The sequence below is a fragment of the Limnobacter sp. SAORIC-690 genome, from assembly GCF_002954425.1.
In the GTDB taxonomy this organism is placed as follows: Bacteria; Pseudomonadota; Gammaproteobacteria; order Burkholderiales; family Burkholderiaceae_B; genus Limnobacter; species Limnobacter profundi.
The window spans coordinates 2,154,581-2,172,222 of the sequence record NZ_MQVZ01000001.1 but is presented as its reverse complement, the minus strand read 5'-3'; the positions used below and the strand labels follow the sequence as shown (position 1 = coordinate 2,172,222).

Annotated in this window: 17 protein-coding genes; 11 read left to right on the top strand and 6 right to left on the bottom strand. The window is 51.6% G+C overall.

The features are described 5' to 3' along the window. The 4 genes from BSZ31_RS10365 (at position 1) to BSZ31_RS10350 (ending at position 3,597) form a co-directional block, all read left to right on the top strand. Positions 1-1,410 carry a DnaB-like helicase C-terminal domain-containing protein gene (locus BSZ31_RS10365; protein ID WP_105028684.1) on the top strand — a complete coding sequence of 470 codons (1,410 nt, stop codon included), beginning with the start codon at positions 1-3 and terminating at the stop codon, positions 1,408-1,410. A gap of 104 nt (positions 1,411-1,514) precedes the next feature. Further along, positions 1,515-1,991, top strand: coding sequence for a hypothetical protein (locus tag BSZ31_RS10360; RefSeq protein WP_105028683.1), 477 nt, complete (start codon positions 1,515-1,517; stop codon positions 1,989-1,991). Further along, a complete protein-coding gene (locus tag BSZ31_RS10355) occupies positions 1,957-2,181 on the top strand; it encodes a hypothetical protein (protein WP_105028682.1) in 225 nt (74 codons plus the stop codon). Before BSZ31_RS10360 ends, BSZ31_RS10355 begins: the two co-directional genes overlap by 35 nt. 912 nt (positions 2,182-3,093) lie before the next feature. After that, the gene (locus BSZ31_RS10350) at positions 3,094-3,597 is read left to right on the top strand and encodes a hypothetical protein (RefSeq protein WP_146106664.1); all 504 of its coding nucleotides are present in this window, start codon (positions 3,094-3,096) and stop codon (positions 3,595-3,597) included. Between the two features lie 835 nt (positions 3,598-4,432). On the opposite strand, the gene BSZ31_RS16735 is transcribed toward BSZ31_RS10350, so the two are convergent. Then, positions 4,433-4,660 (bottom strand): SRPBCC domain-containing protein, encoded by a 228-nt coding sequence (locus BSZ31_RS16735; protein ID WP_108914056.1) that lies wholly within the window; start codon positions 4,658-4,660, stop codon positions 4,433-4,435. A 317-nt stretch (positions 4,661-4,977) separates the two neighbouring features. Here BSZ31_RS16735 and BSZ31_RS10335 point away from each other — a divergent pair, with 317 nt between their 5' ends. Genes BSZ31_RS10335 through BSZ31_RS10310 form a run of 6 tightly spaced genes read left to right on the top strand, consistent with a single transcriptional unit; the run spans position 4,978 to position 10,460 of the window. Beyond that, positions 4,978-5,838 carry a phytanoyl-CoA dioxygenase family protein gene (locus BSZ31_RS10335; RefSeq protein WP_045952932.1) on the top strand — a complete coding sequence of 287 codons (861 nt, stop codon included), beginning with the start codon at positions 4,978-4,980 and terminating at the stop codon, positions 5,836-5,838. 24 nt (positions 5,839-5,862) lie between these two features. Beyond that, a complete protein-coding gene (locus BSZ31_RS10330) occupies positions 5,863-6,759 on the top strand; it encodes a phosphate/phosphite/phosphonate ABC transporter substrate-binding protein (protein ID WP_105028679.1) in 897 nt (298 codons plus the stop codon). An 18-nt stretch (positions 6,760-6,777) separates the two neighbouring features. Continuing rightward, positions 6,778-7,731: a phosphonate ABC transporter, permease protein PhnE gene (gene phnE, locus BSZ31_RS10325; protein ID WP_240605688.1), complete on the top strand. Its 954-nt coding sequence runs from the start codon at positions 6,778-6,780 to the stop codon at positions 7,729-7,731. A gap of 33 nt (positions 7,732-7,764) precedes the next feature. Beyond that, positions 7,765-8,565 carry a phosphonate ABC transporter ATP-binding protein gene (gene phnC, locus BSZ31_RS10320; RefSeq protein WP_041682765.1) on the top strand — a complete coding sequence of 267 codons (801 nt, stop codon included), beginning with the start codon at positions 7,765-7,767 and terminating at the stop codon, positions 8,563-8,565. A gap of 19 nt (positions 8,566-8,584) precedes the next feature. Continuing rightward, entirely contained in the window at positions 8,585-9,586 is a 1,002-nt protein-coding gene (locus tag BSZ31_RS10315; RefSeq protein WP_045952931.1) for a phosphonate dehydrogenase, read from the top strand. 4 nt (positions 9,587-9,590) lie between these two features. Next, complete coding sequence (locus BSZ31_RS10310) at positions 9,591-10,460, top strand: LysR family transcriptional regulator (RefSeq protein ID WP_105028678.1); 870 nt, start codon at positions 9,591-9,593, stop codon at positions 10,458-10,460. An 868-nt stretch (positions 10,461-11,328) separates the two neighbouring features. On the opposite strand, the gene BSZ31_RS10300 is transcribed toward BSZ31_RS10310, so the two are convergent. After that, positions 11,329-13,410 (bottom strand): hypothetical protein, encoded by a 2,082-nt coding sequence (locus BSZ31_RS10300; RefSeq protein ID WP_020925840.1) that lies wholly within the window; start codon positions 13,408-13,410, stop codon positions 11,329-11,331. Next, the gene (locus tag BSZ31_RS10295; RefSeq protein ID WP_206018590.1) at positions 13,400-14,611 is read right to left on the bottom strand and encodes a site-specific integrase; all 1,212 of its coding nucleotides are present in this window, start codon (positions 14,609-14,611) and stop codon (positions 13,400-13,402) included. Before BSZ31_RS10295 ends, BSZ31_RS10300 begins: the two co-directional genes overlap by 11 nt. 3 nt (positions 14,612-14,614) lie before the next feature. Between BSZ31_RS10295 and BSZ31_RS10290 the strand changes: the two genes are divergently transcribed. Beyond that, positions 14,615-15,076, top strand: a complete 462-nt coding sequence (locus BSZ31_RS10290; protein ID WP_369907268.1) for a uracil-DNA glycosylase — start codon at positions 14,615-14,617, stop codon at positions 15,074-15,076. 3 nt (positions 15,077-15,079) lie between these two features. Here BSZ31_RS10290 and BSZ31_RS10285 read toward each other — a convergent pair whose 3' ends face one another. Genes BSZ31_RS10285 through BSZ31_RS10275 form a run of 3 tightly spaced genes read right to left on the bottom strand, consistent with a single transcriptional unit; the run spans position 15,080 to position 17,344 of the window. After that, positions 15,080-15,565, bottom strand: coding sequence for a TIR domain-containing protein (locus tag BSZ31_RS10285; protein WP_105028677.1), 486 nt, complete (start codon positions 15,563-15,565; stop codon positions 15,080-15,082). A gap of 46 nt (positions 15,566-15,611) precedes the next feature. After that, positions 15,612-16,199, bottom strand: coding sequence for a hypothetical protein (locus tag BSZ31_RS10280; protein ID WP_105028676.1), 588 nt, complete (start codon positions 16,197-16,199; stop codon positions 15,612-15,614). A 2-nt stretch (positions 16,200-16,201) separates the two neighbouring features. Beyond that, positions 16,202-17,344, bottom strand: a complete 1,143-nt coding sequence (locus BSZ31_RS10275) for a toll/interleukin-1 receptor domain-containing protein (protein ID WP_105028675.1) — start codon at positions 17,342-17,344, stop codon at positions 16,202-16,204. Positions 17,345-17,642: the final 298 nt, after the last annotated feature.

Genomic DNA, 17,642 nt, shown 5'->3' with positions numbered 1-17,642 from the left:
ATGAGCTACGAAATCGCAGAAACAAACACAGGCGCTACTGTAAAAAATGGTCTTCAGCTCGAAAAGAACCTGATCAACATGTTTTGCGCAGACAAGGCACACATGCAGACTTGCATAGCGGCAGGTCTGAGACCTCAGCATTTTTCCGGGAAGGTAACCAGTCAGCTTTTTGAAGCGTGCATAAAACTGGATGACCAGGTGAACATTTTCGATACGCTGTTGCTTGCAGACGAAGTTAGCAAGCTTGCTAAGCAGGACATGTCTGCCGAAGTTCACGATGTATTTATAAACGGCAACATGCTTAAGACTGACTTGCTTGCTGTGCACGCCAAAACGGTCATTGGCAGGGCTGCTAAAGAACAGATGAAAGCAGTAGTTAACCAGCTCATGGAGGACGCGCTATCGCCCGCTTTTAGCGTCGCTGAACATCTCCCAGGGTTCATCGAGAAAATGTCCGCGTTGCTTGCAGGCAACGTCCAGGGCCGAGGCTTGAGGACAATTCAAGAAGTTCTAAATGATCAGGTCGATTTGATGCATCTCAGAAAGCAGGGGCTTGAAAAAACCATATCGACCGGAATCGAAACTTTAGACGACATGATTGGCGGCGGAGGATTTAGGCCCGGAAAACTAGTGGCTCTGGCCGGTAGACCAGCAATGGGGAAATCAGTGATGGCCCAGCACTTTGCCATGCAATGCGCTAAGCAGGGTCGGAACGTTTTCATTTTCAGCTTAGAAATGCCAAGCACGGAACTGGGGGACCGGATAGTTGCAGCAACAGGCCAGATTTCACTGTATGACATACAAAACCCGCTTAAGGCAGACGAGCGGTTTGAGGACCGTTACTCAGCTGCGATTGAACTGGCCGAAAATAAACTAACAGGCATGTACATCGACGACACGCCAAGAATGACCGTTCATTCAATCATCAGAGAAGCGAAGCGTATGAGCGTGAAAGCGAAGCCAAGCATGATCGTGATCGATTATTTGACTCTGATCGAGACAGACAACGACAACGACCACGAGACCGAATTGCAGAGGGTTACAAAGATCACTCGGTACCTCAAGAACCAAGCCAAAGAGATGGATTGCACGATCATTCTTTTGTGTCAATTCAATCGCCAGGCTGAAGCCATGGGCGACAAGCGTCCCACCGCGGCTCAGCTTAGGTCCTCCGGCTCGATTGAGCAGGACTCCGACATTGTTCTAGGCCTGCATCGCCCTGTGGTCTATGACCAGGACTTTAGTGATCCTGAGCTTTGTGAAGTGCTTGTGCTTAAGGTCCGAAACGGAAGAATGGGAACTGCATACACCACGTTTCATGGAAATACTCAAAGCTTTATGGATCGCGGTAACTGGCAGCCCGAGGCGATTGAGAACAAGGCAAGTAAGTTTTCAAGAAACGCGCGATGAAGGCGCTACTTTTGCCATAGTGCGAGTGCCAAGGCAGACTTTCATCGACCTACAAAGTGCAGTACATCAACGAATTAACTCAATTTTAAATTAAAGGAAATATCATGTTTGAATCAATAAAAAACCTAGTAAAGAAATCCACCGCTAAAGAATTGCGCAGCCGAATCAGCATTGGTCATCACGGCCTAGATCATGCATTTGGCGGTGGCATAGAGTATGGCTTCATCTACCAATTCAAGGGAAAGGACGCGATGAACAGTGCAATTGGTAAGCGAATCAAAGGAGTTGCACGAAAGGCAATAGTTGTAACAAAGGTGGAATCTTTGCAGGAAATTCGTACGCTCAAAATGCGAGCGTTAGATGAAGACCGCCCGGTCTTTGTTGTTAATGACATCAAAAATTTTCACTTCAGACAACTAGTGGAATATTTCGACGTCATTGTTGACCTTTCAGAAAAAGGCAACATGGCCATTGAAAAAAACCGACGCGGCCGAGTTGGCCGCTATAAGATGAACGGCACCGAATTAATCCAAATCGGAGAACAAAATGAGCAACGAGCTAACAGAAGAACAGCGCATTGATGTTCTTAGAAATTTTGGTGCCGGTCAAATTAATCGTGCTGATGCCATGGCGGCCCTGGGAATTGATTGGTATGGCGTGTTGATCGACGAGATGAAAGCACACAACATTCCGCGGTACGTATTGCCACAACCAGTGCGGAACGAAATGGTGGCCAGAACCAAAAAATTATGGAATGGACTTTCCATTTGATTGATAAATTAATATCAGAAAAGATTTTTAGATTCAAATTATTGAAATTTGATTTCAAATAGATTGATATTCATTTTAATTATGCAGTGTCGATTGCTATCACTGCTCACCTGATACACCTAAAGCCCTGGTCAAAAGCCGGGGCTTTTTGCATTCACAACCATGGCAAACGGATCAAAACTTCACCGCCTATACAACAATCGGCGGTGGCACAAGCTCCGATGGAAGCAGCTTAAAAACATCCCCTTTTGAAGGGTGGATCAAAACAGAATCCGATGTTGAGTTCATCACTAAACAAGTAACTGATTAAATACAGTTTTATGGAAAACTTAAAAAATCAAGTGACCCTTCCATAAATAGCTAACTTATTGATTAAAAAAATTTTCCAACCGAGACCAGAAAGTTAAGTTCTCAGTGGTAGGAAATTCCCGGGCAGGTCACCTCCAAAAAGCTCTCTCTGGAGGCAGCTAAGATCCGATTGGCCCTATGTAATTGCATAAAAAATGGAACAGGCTACTTTGCAGCCATCAACAGCAGATTTCACGGGCTACCCTCAGGGCCGCTTTTAAAGGTGCGGCGATTGTTGTATCAAGGCCTTCTACCGCTTCTCGATGTATGTAGGTGTTACCGGCAACAACCTTCAACTCTGGCTCCAACTCTGACTATGAACTGTAGATTTTTTACTTCTTGCATTCGCTCATCAGGATACTGACATAAAAAGCATCTCGTTTTATCCTGATGGCTCTTGGCGAAGTATCAAGCCGCAGAATAGCCAGCTCACCGGCGTAGACGCACAGGACAAGTCAACAAGGCAGTTGAAGGCGCTAACACCGCGCAACCTTCGTCCAAAATAGATTTAAGAATTGAAGAGTATGAAAATGCCGACGCTATTAACTATTTGGAAAATATCTTATGCAATCGAAATTCTCAAGCTTCACAATACAAAAATCATGTGGGACGAAAATTGAAGTTACCGAAAGACGAGCTGAGCATTTACAAGCCCATCCAGAACTTGCTGGCATGCTCCCGCAAGTTCTTCTCAAGCTTGATGTTCAAAACAAACCGTTTTTGGAAATAGAGGTAGAAATGGGCAAGGCAGTAGGATTCCAGAATAGGGTTCCTACTGAATTGACATTACCAACGGAACAGATGACCTTTGCTCATAGAATGGGCCGCCACGGTCCTAGCCATGTTGTCGAGAACACCACTCCAAGGGAGCTTACCAGCATTGTAACGGTCATTCTTAAGCGAGTTAATCCAAAACATTTTCATTTCATCACCGCGTGGGTGGGTACGCTTGCTAAAAAGGAGCCATGGGATCCCTCAGTGACAACCTCCGAGGATCGAAAAGTGAGTCTGGATTATTGGTGTAAGAATGCCTTGATTCACGATCCGAATGTTATGGGACCCGTGTAGAAGAACTTCTAAAACTGAATATAAATACCTGAATCGCTCCGCTTTCCCTTTGCATTTTTTATCTGCCCAATACGTGCAAGTAGAAATGCACGACATTCGATTTGGCTGATTTTCGGCCGAAGCGGAGTTTCAAATATTCCCAAAAAACAACTATCGTCAACCCATTTCTGACAGTCAATTGAACTGTGCGAGCGTCAGCGTCGCAGCGGGAGCTTCCATTCGATCCCATATAATATTCACCGTGATATAAACCAAAGCATACACCCCCAATAAATCGGTCATTGCAGGAATAAACTCTAATGCTGCGTAAGCCAAACGGTAGCACTCAGCACATCGGCGACTAATTCGGTTAAGCTTTAAAAGCATGAGAAATGTTGGGGGGGGGTAAAGTTTGGCAGACAAGAGAAATGTATTTATCAGCCATATCCACAAGGACGATCATGGGCTTCAAAAGGGTTATGCATACCTAAGTTTGTAAACTTCTAAATTTCGCCAGCAACGATGGGGATTTTCTCAATAGGGAGAGCACTGAGAAAAGGTTCATGTAAACAAATGCCGACCGACCAACGAGGTTGTTTACAGTCCTCCACGAACCCGTGAAGCGTATGGGCTTGAATGGACAGGCAGGAACTATACAACTGGCAGATCAAGCTTGACACCGAAGTGCCCCGCATCCGCAGGTGAACGGTGCCACCCGCCGACTATCATTGCATCACACTTACAGACGATCTGCGCATGGCCCAATTGTTTTAATTGCTTTCGATAAAGGCGCGCATTCTGTCGCGACAGATACCCTACTCTCTGTCCTTCAATAGTCACTCGAACGGCTCGATTGTCATGCGGATTGGAGTCCTCCAAGTAAAGGATGGCCTCTGTCACATACTCGGCGCCGTCCTCTGAGCGACCGCCACTGATGGCACAGCATGCACTCCTCCACAATGGCCCTGGTGGTGTGCCAGTCATCTGAGGCCGCATTCCAGCGAATTATCTCGTCGGGTGTGGTGTACGCCTCCCACACCCGTTCAATCGGGGCTCGTACGTTCGTCTCGACGGTGAGTTGCATAGCGGCTCTCTCCAGTTTGGTGGCAGCGGGTTGTTCACTGCCATTTGCGGGGTGAACTGCAGATATTACCGTGCAAAGGCCTATTGTGACGTAGGCAGAAAGCGACACGGGCGGCGCTTACCAGGCGCTGCGACCATCCTTCTGTGTTGCATTCCGCGTCCCGCTGTCATGCCTATGTCATACCGACGATCTACCATCCTTTCATGATCGATCTGTAGATCAAAGTAACTTATTGATTGCATAGTCGAATCAAACATGCCGGAAGGAGCCGCAGTTTGCCCTCCCGATTATTCGTTGGAAGACCTAGGAGCATCACCATGTTTGCAGAGCAGCAACGCGAATATCTCGACAAGGGATATACGAAGATTGAAAGCTTTTTCTCCGCGGAGGAAGTAGCGAAGATTCTTGAAGACGTCAAGCAAATTGAATTGGGAGCTATTGGCGTAGCTTCGGACAATGAGACTTACCAGTTCGAAAAGAAGAATGGCGAGACGACGAAGCTACTGCGTCGCGTCGAGAATCCTCACCTTTATTTCGATGCAATAGATTCTTTGGTCAGGTCGGAAAAAGTCGTCGATTTGCTTCGGCATTTCCTGGGCGAAAACATCCGTTTGCACAATAGCAAAATCAACTTCAAGCCGCCATCAGGCGCGCCAGTCCAGTGGCATCAGGACTGGGCATTCTATCCCCACACAAACGATGATTTTCTTACTCTCGGAATTTTCCTCGACGAGACAAGTGAGAAGAATGGCGCGATGGCATGCTTGCCAGGCTCCCACAAAGGAAAAGTGTACGACCACCGGAACGTCGAGACGGGCAAGTTTTGCCACGCGATCTCTCGCTCCAACTGGGACGAAGCGCTCGACCCGACAGAAGGGGAGTTACTAACGGGACCCGTAGGAACTGTCACGTTGCATCACGTCCGGACCCTTCATGGTTCAGGCCCAAACCACTCAACGATCAGGCGGCGTTTTCTGCTCATCGGCTATGCCGCGGCTGATGCTTGGCCACTTCTGGGCTGTGGCAACTATGGGGATTATGAAAGCCTCATGGTCTCTGGCCGATCCACCGTATTCCCGCGCATGGTGGAACTCCCTTTGACTATCCCGTATCCGTTGTCGATGTACGGTGATCGCATCTTTGAAAGTCAACGAGCTTTGACTCAAAAGTACTACTGAAGTCTTTAACTCACTGAGGTCATAATGCAAGTTTTTACTCTGTTTTCGAAATTCAAGAAGGCGTTAACGCGCGCCATTCTTGCCTTTATCGCCACAATCATAGTGTGCACACCCGCGCAGGCAGCTGAGGTTGTCAATGGGAAACTTCACCTGCGTTTTGCAATTGCGCCGGTGCGTCCAACGCCTAGCCAGACCATCAAAGAGTTTGAGCCGATATTCAAGTATCTCGCCGACCAGCTCGGCGCGACCTATGAAATCGTCTCCCCGGAAAGCTGGGCGGCAATATCTGTGGCAATGACAAATGGCCATGTCGATGTGGGCTGGCTCGGACCCTGGGGCTATGTCTTGTCGAATAAAAAGGCCGGCACCGAAGTGCTTGCAACGGTCAAGTACCGCGGGGAGCCGTTCTACAAAGCCCTCATTGTCGGTCGCGCCGATCTGCCGATCAAAAAATGGCCCGAGGACGCGAAGGGTTTGAAGCTGTCACTCAGTGATCAGGGCAACACTTCTGGCTGGCTCATCCCGATGGCGTACTTCAAGAGCATCGGCATCGACCCTGCGAGCTATTTTGAATATCGTGAAGGTGCCACGTTTGGCCAGAACGAATCACAGATTCAGCACGGACTGATCGACCTCGGATCCGATATGGATCGGGGCCGGAACGGGATGATCGAAGCGGGTCAAATCGATCCTTCGAAGTCCAAGATCGTGTGGGAATCCAGCAAGCTGCCGAACGACGCGATATCCGTGCCGAAGGATTTTGATCCTGCTCTGAAAGCGCGCATCACGGAAATACTGACGTCCTTGTCCGAAGAGAAAGCACAGTCGCTGATGGGCTCGGGCTATAACGGCTTCGTGAAGGCAAAGCACAGCGATTACAAGGTAATCGAAGACGCCGGCCGCATCCTGGGAAAACTGTAAAGCACGAGGGGTCCGTTCTTGGATGAGGGCAGCGGACGACAAGGTGGACTGACGCACGCCAGCTCCTTGTCTCCGCTGCACGAACATACGGGCGCGCATCGCAATACCACAGAGGATGAACCAATGAATCAGCGAATCGAAGAAGTCATGCTGGCTAATGTCAAGAGGGACGTAGCCAGGAGAAAGCGGCATTTTGCAACGTCGGTCGTAGTACTCAGTTTGCTGGCAGTGGCCTGGTACGTGTGTCAGATAGAATTCCAGAAGCTAGGCGCCGGTTTACCGAGACTATGGTCATTCGTCGTGCAGATGTTTCCACCCGACCTGAGCGACCTGGACGTCATTCTAAAAGGGGCTGGCGAGACGCTCGCCATGGCGACGATTGGCACGATATTCGCCACAATCATTGCATTTCCGCTGGCACTCATGGCTGCGCGTAATACCTGTCCGAACAAGTGGACCTATCGGGTATCCCGCGCCATCCTGAACGCCAGCCGCGGCACGGAGACATTTGTCTATGCACTTGTATTTGTAGCAGCAGTGGGCTTCGGTCCGTTCTCCGGCGTACTGGCCATTACTTTCCACATGGTAGGGGCAATCGGCAAAATGTTTGCTGAAGCCATCGAGCCCGTTGACCAAGGGCCGTTGGATGCGCTCGCCTTGACCGGTGCCAGCAGGGCAAAGATTATCCGCTACGGTCTGATCCCGGATGTTATGCCGCACCTGATCGCGAGCGTTCTATACATTTGGGAATTCAGTGTCAGAACGTCCACAGTACTGGGCATCGTAGGCGCAGGTGGAATTGGGCAGACCCTGAAAGATACTGTGGACTTGTTGGAATTCAACAAGATGATTACGGTACTGGCGGTTGTATTGCTGATGGTGTCGGCAATCGATTTCATCAGTGACCGGCTCAGGTACTTGATATTGGACACAAAACGCGAGGGATTCGAAACTCTCCCTGCGAATAACTGATTGCTTCACGTATTACTGGAAGGGAGGTTCGCAATGAAAGATGTAGCGTTGCAGTTAAAGAATGTCGGTAAGTCATACGGCAATAAAGTTGTCCTGGAATCGATTGACTTCGAAGTACGTCACGGCTCAATGGTTGCCTTGCTCGGCACAAGCGGGGCAGGGAAGTCGACGCTTTTCCGATGTCTCACTGGCCTTGAGCCGATTGACTCCGGTTCTATCGTGGCGCTCGGAGAATCCATACATGAACTGTCTCCGGCGCGTCTGCGGGCAGTACGTGGCCAGATCGGGTTCGTGTTCCAACAACTGCACCTGGTGAAAAGGTTCTCAGCACTCGAGAATGTATTGGGTGCGCGTCTGGCAGAGATGCCCATTTGGCGCGTCACATTGAAAAGCTTCAGCCGGGCTGACAAAGTGCTCGCGTTCGAATGTCTGGACCGGGTCGGCATGCTCGATTATGCAAACACGCCTACGCAACTGCTGTCAGGCGGTCAGCAACAGCGTATTGCGATAGCGCGAGCCTTGGCGCAGAAGCCCAAGATTATTATTGCGGACGAACCCGTCTCCAGCCTCGATCCGCTGACGGCGCGCTCGGTTCTGCAAACGCTGAAAGCCGCGGCTACAGATCTTAATGTCGCGGTCCTGTGCAGCTTGCACCAGGTAGACCTGGCACTTGAAGTGTCTGATCGAGTCGTGGGATTGCGGGATGGGCGAATCAGTTTGAATATGGCTAACCAACCGAATGATCAAGGCATGATGCAAAAGATACGATCCATTTATCAGCAGCGTGCCGTACACAGCGACAGAGACGAGCCGTTGCAGCGGCATGTCGCGTAGTTCGTTCCTCAGAGGTCCCATGAAACCAAGAATCGTAACAACGCATCGAATCCACCCCGACACGCTGGCCCTCCTTGAGACCGCCGCTGAAGTAATTTCCAATCAGTCCGATTCAACCATGTCGCGGGAAGAGGTACTGTTGCGCACCAATGATGCGGACGCGATGATGGTGTTTATGCCGGATAGCATAGATGCGGATTTCCTATCCGCGTGCCCCAATCTGAAGGTCATCGGCGCCGCGCTTAAAGGATATGACAACTTTGATGTCGAGGCATGTACCCGCCATGGGATTTGGTTTACGATTGTTCCTGATTTGCTTACGATTCCCACAGCTGAACTAACGATTGGCCTGTTGCTGAGCATCACACGGAATATGCTGCAAGGTGATAATTACATTCGATCACGCCAGTTCAATGGTTGGACCCCGCGGTTTTATGGCACAGGTTTGACGGGTAAAACCGCCGGCATCATTGGGATGGGAGCGGTCGGGCGGGCGGTCGCAAAGCGGCTGGCCGCCTTCGATATGCAAATTCAGTACACGGATCCGCAGCCTTTGCCGCAAGAGTCGGAAAGGGCGTGGAATGCAAGCAGAACATCGCTGGACCAGCTATTGGCGACAAGCGATTTCATCATTCCCATGCTGCCGATGTCGTCAGATACCCACCACACCATAAATGCTCGGGCATTAGACCGCATGAAGCCCGGTGCGTACCTCGTCAATGCCTGTCGCGGCTCCATCGTAGATGAGCGGGCCGTGGTGCATGCGCTTCGGACGGGGCATCTGGGCGGTTACGCCGCAGACGTCTTCGAGATGGAGGAATGGGCGCGTCCCGACAGGCCGCATTCTATTCCTGACGAATTGCTTGATCCTGCTTTACCCACATTCTTTACGCCTCACCTGGGTTCGGCGGTCAAATCGGTACGGATGGAAATCGAGCGTGAAGCCGCCCTCAGTATCCTCGAAGCGTTGCAAGGGCGCATTCCACGCGGAGCGGTCAACCATGTTGGAGCGGGGAGATGACTGAGTGATCAATCTCGATCACGTTGAGAGTTTTCTGGCCGTAGTCGCAGCCGGAGGCTTCCGCGACGCCGCAAAACAACTCGACATTTCGCAGTCGACGGTGACGCAGCATATCAAGCAGCTTGAAGAGTCGCTTAAGACGGAAGTAATCGTGCGAAGCAATGCCGGTTGCAGTTTGACAGCCGAGGGTGAAACTTTTTTGCCGTATGCGCAACAGCTTGTCAACCTGGCGTGTAAAGCCGGAACTCTATTTGAAAAGAAAGATGAAATCACGATTGGGGCGAGTTCTAACACGGGCATATACTTGCTTCAGCCATATATAAAAAAGTTTAAAGAGCGAACGCCATTTTCGGTCAAGGTGGTCATCGATAGAAACGAGGCGATAGCGCGGACCATAGAGAATTACGACGTGGACATCGCTGTCGTCGAAAGATGGGACGAGCGCCCGGGATTCGGTGCCAAGCTGTGGCGACGAGAAGAGCTGGTACTCATCGTACCGCTGGGGCATCCGTGGGCGGGCATGCGGAGTGTTGGGCCGAACCAGCTTGAAAACCAAGTCTTGATCGGAGGCGAGGCGGGCTCGGGCACCGGACGGGTCCTTCGGCGGTATCTTGGTACACGGGCAAATACGCTGGGGGTTTCCTTGCAACTGGGCAGTACCGCCGCTGTAAAAAGCGCTGTGCAGGCAGGACTGGGGATATCAGTCGTGATGAAAGCGTCCGTCGCGAACGAGTCCCGACTTGTCTTGTTTTCAACGGTTCCCTTTGAGGGCGATCCGCCCCGGAAGGAGATCTACATCGTGTTTCGGAATGGCATGCTGAAGCATCCGTCCATCGCTGCTTTCGTCGACATACTTTTGAGCCGTCCGCACTGAATTGGCTTGTGGAGCTCGGCTTGTAACGCCGCCGCCGACCCTGGGCGCCGAAGTTCGGGCTGTCGCGTCGCCACGCCGATTCTTGCCACGGCAGCTTCGGCTACGGCGGAGTGATAGATATGGGCTAGGACAACAAACAAAAAAGCCAGTCAAACGACTGGCTCTTGAAATTTTGAGGACAAAACCTTTGAAGTCTAGCTTCTCATCCCGATAAAGCATCATGTCGCCGATCGGGATCTAAAGCATAAGTCTTCCGGATGGCAGCTTTATGCTTAACGGCACAGTTGCGGAGGTACAGATTAGACGGTATTGAGCTGGTATTGTGCACGGCCCATAGGCCGACGCCCGCATCGCCCCATACAAGCTTATTAATAACTCGTAATCTCGCAGTAAGGTCAACTACAACTTGGCAGCCTTTTGGACAGCTCCGAGTTTAGTTTGATCTCGGTGAACTCTTGGCAGCGGTTGGCTCAGCAACCGGGCATCCAGGCCCCGGTTGCTAGCGTTGTAGGCCCACACAACAAACTGCTCCAACAATCTTTCGTTCTCGACCTTAAGCCGGGTGTTTGCGGCCTCAATACGCTCAAGACGCTCTAAAAGCGCCTGTGCTTCCGTAGCTCCCAGGCCAAAGACTCCTTTGCGCCTAGCATGTGGGAGCCCGGCCACGCGGTCCTTTGTTAGCTGGAAGGCTTGTTTGATTCGGACGCGTTGATTTAGAGCCTGTCTTGTGTACCGGGCGCTAAGTCGCTGCTCGACGACATCGATGAGTAATTCCCAAGTAAGCTTCCCATCCCAGCCATCCAGAATGCTAACTATGGCTTCTATATCTTCGCCTCCCAAGTTACGTGCTCGAGCTTTCGGTCGGTTCTTAGCCACCATTTTCCTCCATCGCGAGCATCAGGCGGCGCATGGTTTCAGTCGATATACTCGCATCAGCAGACGGCTCCGGCCGGTGCGTTAAAGCGGCCCGAGCTACTTTGGCTTGCTCGATTCTTGACGGGACAGGAAGGTTTGACAGTTGGATGACCGCACCATGAGGAATACTGGTGTCATCAAGAAGGGCACACAATTGAGCCAGCCTTTTTACCGTCAGCTCGTGATGGTCCACCCAGCGACTAGCTCCAAAGTAACCGTCAGCATGAGCCTGCTTGGCTGCCTCTAGATTCTCTCTAGCAGTCACCAGCTCATCCCGAATCCTGGCTGACCGAACCTCATCGCCTTTTACGCAGACCTGCTCAGAACAATTGAGGCAGTCAGCATGTAGCTGGCAGGGAGCCATCGTGTAATCATGGATACACACACCGAATTCGGTAGTATGAGCAGTCGGAACTTTAAGGCGAGCGAATTCATCTCGGTGAATTACGATGCGCTTGGGAAGATTGGCCAACGGGCCAAACATCTGGCTGTCATCCCCTAATGCACCACGAATCTTTAATACTAGCTCATCAGCGGACACATGGTCATACGTCGCATTTTGGCGAATGTCCTTCCGTCCGGACCATTTGGCAACATCGAGCTGGCTCAACCCCCCCGCTTGTGCCAGTGTATTTAGATAGTGCCGGAACTGGTGTGTCGTAACCTTGATCGGGCTACCGTCAGGCTCTGTAAATCCGTAACGACTAAAGATGGTTTCATGGTGACTGCCTGTTTTCGGGCCCAGCCTGTTGTTCACCTGGTTGATGCTTACCGTCGCAACAACCCCAGGCCAAGTAGCCTTATCCGCCGCTAGGTCATTTCTACATACAGTGAAGAGTGCATCGCTATACTTCAGACCGAGATCCTTGTTTAGCCAAGGAGCGTGCAATGGGAGCATGGATAGTACATTGCGCTCAATATCAACGAAGCGATAGCACCGTACCCCGCCAATAGTGGCTGTCTGTATGTTTTTGTTCCGGTACCACAAATTTATGATGCTCCGGTCCACGTCCTTTCCGAAGAGAACCCGTCCGACTTCAATGTTCTTAAGGTACTCTTGCCCTCTCAAGTATTCAAACTCGGTCGATAAATAAACTCGACTCGGATTTTCTTCGTACCATCGCGCTACATTACGAGCGTGATCTGTGCGTTTGCGTACCTTCGCAATCGCGTCTACCACCACATCGACCATGGACGGAACGATCCATTTCACCATTGGGTCAGCGCCCTTAGCAGGCCACCACCGAAGACCATAGGCCTCCGATCCATCCGATTGCTTTTGCCGTACCTCACAGTCAACGGGCAAAAGGAGGACCTCATTAATTCGGTCAGGAGCAGCGCACAGGATTGCAGCAATAGATGACACCAGCACGTAGGGAGTTTCATCTGCAAGCCGGAAGACTTTCGGAAGCGCTTCTAGCGCCGCTTCCGAGGGCAACTTTGCGGCGCGCTCCTCATCAAATTGCTTACCGACTCTGCCCCTATCCCGTTGTCGTTTTATAGGATTCTGCCAGTTATTGGATGGAATCATGATAAGGCGGTGCCTTTCTAAGAAAGACGCAATTCGCTCAATCTGGTTTCCAGTACCAAAAGCGCTACCCTCGAAACATTCGCCCGCCATCTGTGCAGCACGATTCAAAAGAGTAGCATCAAGGTGAACCGGACTATCCTTTCCGGACTCCACCAGAGCCTCATGAACCATTCGAAGCGCACTAAGGACGAAGTTTTGGCTTTTGACTGGACGCAACGCGTAGGTATATCGGATGTATGCCTTGGCGAACGACCTAAAAGGCTCCACCATTGCCTCCGGGGTCGGCAGCGTTAGGGAGGGCTGAGTGTAGAAACGCAGTCTCGTACGCTTATTTCCCATGCCCTTGAGTTGTACATGGGCAGAGATATCCCACTCGTCGACATCGAAATCCAAATCTCGGCCATAGGCTGTCAGCTCATTACGGCAAAGCCCAATGAACTGCTTAAGGTTCTCTTGAGCACCTTTTTCTGCCTTGGGGACGAAGAGGACCAATTCAGCGCTCATGGCCATCCTCCGTTGCTACATCGTGCTTTGCCTGGCATTGTCGAACAACCTCAGCGACGGCCAGGATGGTTCGGTCGTTTATCGAGGCAATACGCTCATCAGCTACGACCATCTTACGTTCGCGCTCGGCCAACAGATAGCCCAGCACCGCTTCGTGTGGCCCATCCGCCCACGCCTGGAAACTCTGACATGTGTAACAAGCTATGGGTGCCGAGAAACCGCAATATCCATGACTGCCGCAACTACCCATCGGCTTACAGGTTGACTCTATTCGAGGGTCGAAGACCCTGCTAGACGGATCCCCATTTCGAAGCGCTTTGGACTCATCTGGGATAATGACACCCGCGAATGCTTGAGCCATAGGTGCCAGCGCCATCGCCACCGCCCGATCGATACGTTTGATGATTTCAGGAGTCGCTTGCACATACACACCAACGTTTTGAGTGTCCGTGTGGTCAAGCAATTCTGCGATGATGAGCTCGCCGTGGCCCTCTACTGCTGCCCTGGTTCCGAGGGTTCGTCGGAAGCGGGTCGCGGTAATATGAATGTGATTTCCGGTACGCTCGGAGTAAACCTTGAGTTTGCCCAATGCCCTTACCAACTGGTTGGCAACCTCTTGTCCGGTCCTATGGTATTCCATACCAACTGGCTGATCCCCGGTTTTACGGCCAGGAAAGAGCGGCGCTTGGTTAACGTCGCCCAACTTTCCTTCTAGAGCCGCTCTAACCTCGTTCGCATAGTCATGAAGAAGCTTGCCAATCTGCGGTGTAATCAGCCGCTCTCGGAATTCGAGCCTAGCTGGCTTGCGTTGCTTAACGCGTGGCACGTTCAAACAATAAGTAAGCGAGCCATCGCCAACCTCCAAGACAGTGAAGTCCGACAGTTTCAGCAAGGCGTATTGCGCAGGCCGTTGCCCAAGTAGCATGAACAACCAGGATAGGAGATAGTCGTCTGTGGACAGTGCGCCGGCAGCGTAGGCACGATTCAACGCCACCTGAATGGATTCCAACTCAATATCGGTGAATGGCCCATCATGAGGATCCATTGTGGAAACTGCCACACCTTTTTGGTTGCCTTTGAGTCTAAGTTCTCGCAACGCCGCTATCGCGCTGCCAGCAACGCCCTGGTGGCCAAGGGCATACCACTTCTTAAGGAGCCCAGCCAAAGACCCTAAATACCACCTCTTATCGCTATCAAGCATTGCATGGTAGCCCTGACTGATGACGTTCACATGGGCCAGCACGCCAAGCGATGGAATCTCGATCTGATCGCAGAGCGGCCTACTATAGGACGCGCTATAGCCGAGCGAACTGCAGCGGTCATATGGGGCATGCTGGAACACATTGATGCTCGCATCTTCCTCTGGAACGTCTTTCCCCTTCACCCGCATGAATCCGGAGATCCGTTTACTAACCGGCAGCACAACGCGCAAGAAAGGCGAGCCGGCGAAGAATTGCTCCAGCAACTCATTGTCTTGCTGAAGCCCTCTCGTATCGTTGCCATAGGCAACGATGCTGCTGCTGCAGTTCATCGCATCACAGATGCTGTGCCGGTGATTTGCGTGAGGCACCCCAGCTACGGTGGACAGACACAATTTCAGTCGCAAATCTCGGAACTGTATGGGTACCCCATGAGTACCGGATCGTTGTTTGACGAAGTGCTCTGACTTCTAGCGCGCGGCGATAGCCGCTTCGATCCAGCTCGACAAGTTGTCGCTGATAGAGGAATAGACCGCACTACTGCTAGTTCCTGGAGGATCGTAGACGCGCGCGACGGCCGATAGCTTTCTACCGTCATTCAAGGTAAATGAATCAAATGGATTCGCCCCGGCCACCGATGCTTGCTGGTTGTTGTCCAGCAGTTTGTGGATACGTATCCCCAAGAGCCCCTTTCCGCTGTTCCATGATTGCTCGATCTCATATCGAATCCAGGGGCGATTTGCCGTTTCCGCGCCAATCAAAACAATGGTGCAGGTTCGCCCTTGCAATTGTTCGTCGATCCAGCGCTTGATCGCGGCGTCACCGCCTCGCTTCACCTCTTCCCATTTGTTATCGGTCGCTAACGGGTTGCCCTCCACAACGCCAATGTTGCGTATCTTGGAGGCGCGCCAACTATCGCGCTGATAGTGAAAGCTGTAGAAGACTTTCCGTGGCATGAACAATCCTCGGTTAATGTTCTAGAGGCCAGTGACGAGAAATGAACTAACTCGGTTTGCCAGTCAAGGGAACCGCCAGATGCGTATGGAAAAGCTGAGCGAAGTCCACATCTACGAGCGCTTCACCGGTGAAATAGCCATGATCCTTGGCTAGATTCAGCGCCGCTCCTCCCGGCGAGGACACCGGGAGCACCTTGGCGGCTGGATGGAATCGCCTGAAAAGCGCATGCTCGGTTTCTACCCCTTCCATTCCACCAATAAACACAGCAGCGCTGAGGTCTGCACGCGAGAGCATCTTTTCACGCATGACAAGCAAGCTCGCCGCTCTGTCATTGGGAACAGCGTCAGTGAGAACGACATTCTGGAAATGCTTGTTCTCTTCAGGGAACGCATCTGCAAAGAACTTGCTCTGATATAAGACGACAGACTGTGAGTAATCGACACCTAAGTCTTCACATATGCTCCAGATCATCGGGGTAATCGCAGGATGACCACCCCATATAATCTTGTGCTGACGAATGACTGCTATGACCAGTTCTCTCACCGCACATTGGATAAGAAATGGATTGGCCGTTTCGTGGTAAGTGCCACGTCCAACAAGTGGTACGCTGGCCGAGAGGAATATTGCGCTCATGGCTACGCCGCCCAGTCCGCGAATTGCCAACCCGCCTCGCTGGCTTTAACCCACTTGGCGGCGTGAATATGCTGACCCAGCCAGTCTAGATGGCTCAGCCACCTGGGATGCAGGCCTACGTGATCGTAGACAACGGCAACGGATTGTTCCGGTGAATTCGTAGACGCATCGTGCAACGTAGTTGACGTGGGAACTCCGACCGTTGGATAAACAACTATATTCCGTCCATCCGGCAGTTGGACATAGACTGCTCTGTTGGCGCCCACTCCGAGAACTTGGCCGCCGATTGTTTGAATAGCGTTGCGCAAATTGCTCACGAGATTGACAGAGCGCACCGCATGGCTCTGGCTGCGAACTTCCTCCAACTGCAGACAGATGCGATCTACCGCACCGTCTGCGATGCGTCCGGTCGACGGATCAACTTCTTCGGGTAGCAGTTCTGCCCGACTGGCCGTCGCCGTACGCGCAGAAGGCGTTGTATCCGGCCACCCTACCTGCAAGACGCTTATGCCTTTTGACAAAGCGCGGCCGAATTCAGCACTTGTCCAACGGCTTTCAAAGTATCCTGGCGTGTCGAGCATCAGCAAGACATCTGAGTCACAAAGTCGATGCCATAGCATGGTCTGAAAATCTTCAGCAGGTGGAATGCCATGTGTATCAAGAAAAACATCGAATAGCCTAGCAGACAGCGCATCGAACAACTGCAAGGCAGCTTCCCTAGCCTCGCCCCGCCGATAGCTTACGAACACCCGGCGCTGTCGAGGAAGGAGCCCTGCACATTCCAGCAAAGCAGTTGCGACACGTTGCGCCCCGCCAGCGGTGTATGCCAAGCAGTTGAGCGGTTGCAGCAAGGCGGGGATTTCTGCACCAACTCTATTAACGTCAGAGGCGACTGGAATGAGCGGGATGCCCCGTGCCAGCAGCCTTGCCACATTCGCAAGAGGAGGTTCATGACCTCCGAAAAATGCCGCCGCAGACGATCTCTGTTGTTCTGGATTGAATTCATCGGGGCAAACCTCCCATCCAATCTCATGCCCCAACCGCAAGTTGAAAATGTCGACAGCCTTTCCGACGACGTCTTCAAGTTCGGAAATTTGAGCTGCGGTCGGGGTGCCAAGCAGGGCAAGTTGATATAGCGCTGTCATGCCGTTCCTCGCAATTGCGGTGTTCTGACTCTCAGACCGGGCGGGCCCCAATGCTGGACCCTATCGACTTCTAATATATCCGATTTTAGGGTGTCACCGAATGAGATGTGCTGTTGCATTTCGCACGATGCTACTCTTTGCCGCTCGCCTTTATGCAATGGCTGATGGAACAGCCGATTCTCCATTGACGAAAGTAGACTTGGGGGCGGTTGGTGTCCCGGCCAAAACTAGATATTAGATCCACCTTGGAATGGGTCTCAGAAGCACATACACGGCGAACGACCGCTTTGTGAACCAC

Bases quoted from the DNA above. Each gene is read 5' to 3' on its own strand.
- BSZ31_RS16735 (WP_108914056.1), bottom strand. From the start codon at position 4,660: ATGCAACTCACCGTCGAGACGAACGTACGAGCCCCGATTGAACGGGTG.
- BSZ31_RS10290 (WP_369907268.1), top strand. From the start codon at position 14,615: ATGGTAGCCCTGACTGATGACGTTCACATGGGCCAGCACGCCAAGCGA.
- BSZ31_RS10360 (WP_105028683.1), top strand. From the start codon at position 1,515: ATGTTTGAATCAATAAAAAACCTAGTAAAGAAATCCACCGCTAAAGAA.
- BSZ31_RS10355 (WP_105028682.1), top strand. From the start codon at position 1,957: ATGAGCAACGAGCTAACAGAAGAACAGCGCATTGATGTTCTTAGAAAT.
- BSZ31_RS10330 (WP_105028679.1), top strand. From the start codon at position 5,863: ATGCAAGTTTTTACTCTGTTTTCGAAATTCAAGAAGGCGTTAACGCGC.
- BSZ31_RS10350 (WP_146106664.1), top strand. From the start codon at position 3,094: ATGCAATCGAAATTCTCAAGCTTCACAATACAAAAATCATGTGGGACG.
- BSZ31_RS10365 (WP_105028684.1), top strand. From the start codon at position 1: ATGAGCTACGAAATCGCAGAAACAAACACAGGCGCTACTGTAAAAAAT.
- BSZ31_RS10335 (WP_045952932.1), top strand. From the start codon at position 4,978: ATGTTTGCAGAGCAGCAACGCGAATATCTCGACAAGGGATATACGAAG.
- BSZ31_RS10285 (WP_105028677.1), bottom strand. From the start codon at position 15,565: ATGCCACGGAAAGTCTTCTACAGCTTTCACTATCAGCGCGATAGTTGG.
- BSZ31_RS10295 (WP_206018590.1), bottom strand. From the start codon at position 14,611: ATGCTTGATAGCGATAAGAGGTGGTATTTAGGGTCTTTGGCTGGGCTC.
- BSZ31_RS10280 (WP_105028676.1), bottom strand. From the start codon at position 16,199: ATGAGCGCAATATTCCTCTCGGCCAGCGTACCACTTGTTGGACGTGGC.
- BSZ31_RS10315 (WP_045952931.1), top strand. From the start codon at position 8,585: ATGAAACCAAGAATCGTAACAACGCATCGAATCCACCCCGACACGCTG.
- phnC (WP_041682765.1), top strand. From the start codon at position 7,765: ATGAAAGATGTAGCGTTGCAGTTAAAGAATGTCGGTAAGTCATACGGC.
- BSZ31_RS10275 (WP_105028675.1), bottom strand. From the start codon at position 17,344: ATGACAGCGCTATATCAACTTGCCCTGCTTGGCACCCCGACCGCAGCT.
- BSZ31_RS10300 (WP_020925840.1), bottom strand. From the start codon at position 13,410: ATGAGCGCTGAATTGGTCCTCTTCGTCCCCAAGGCAGAAAAAGGTGCT.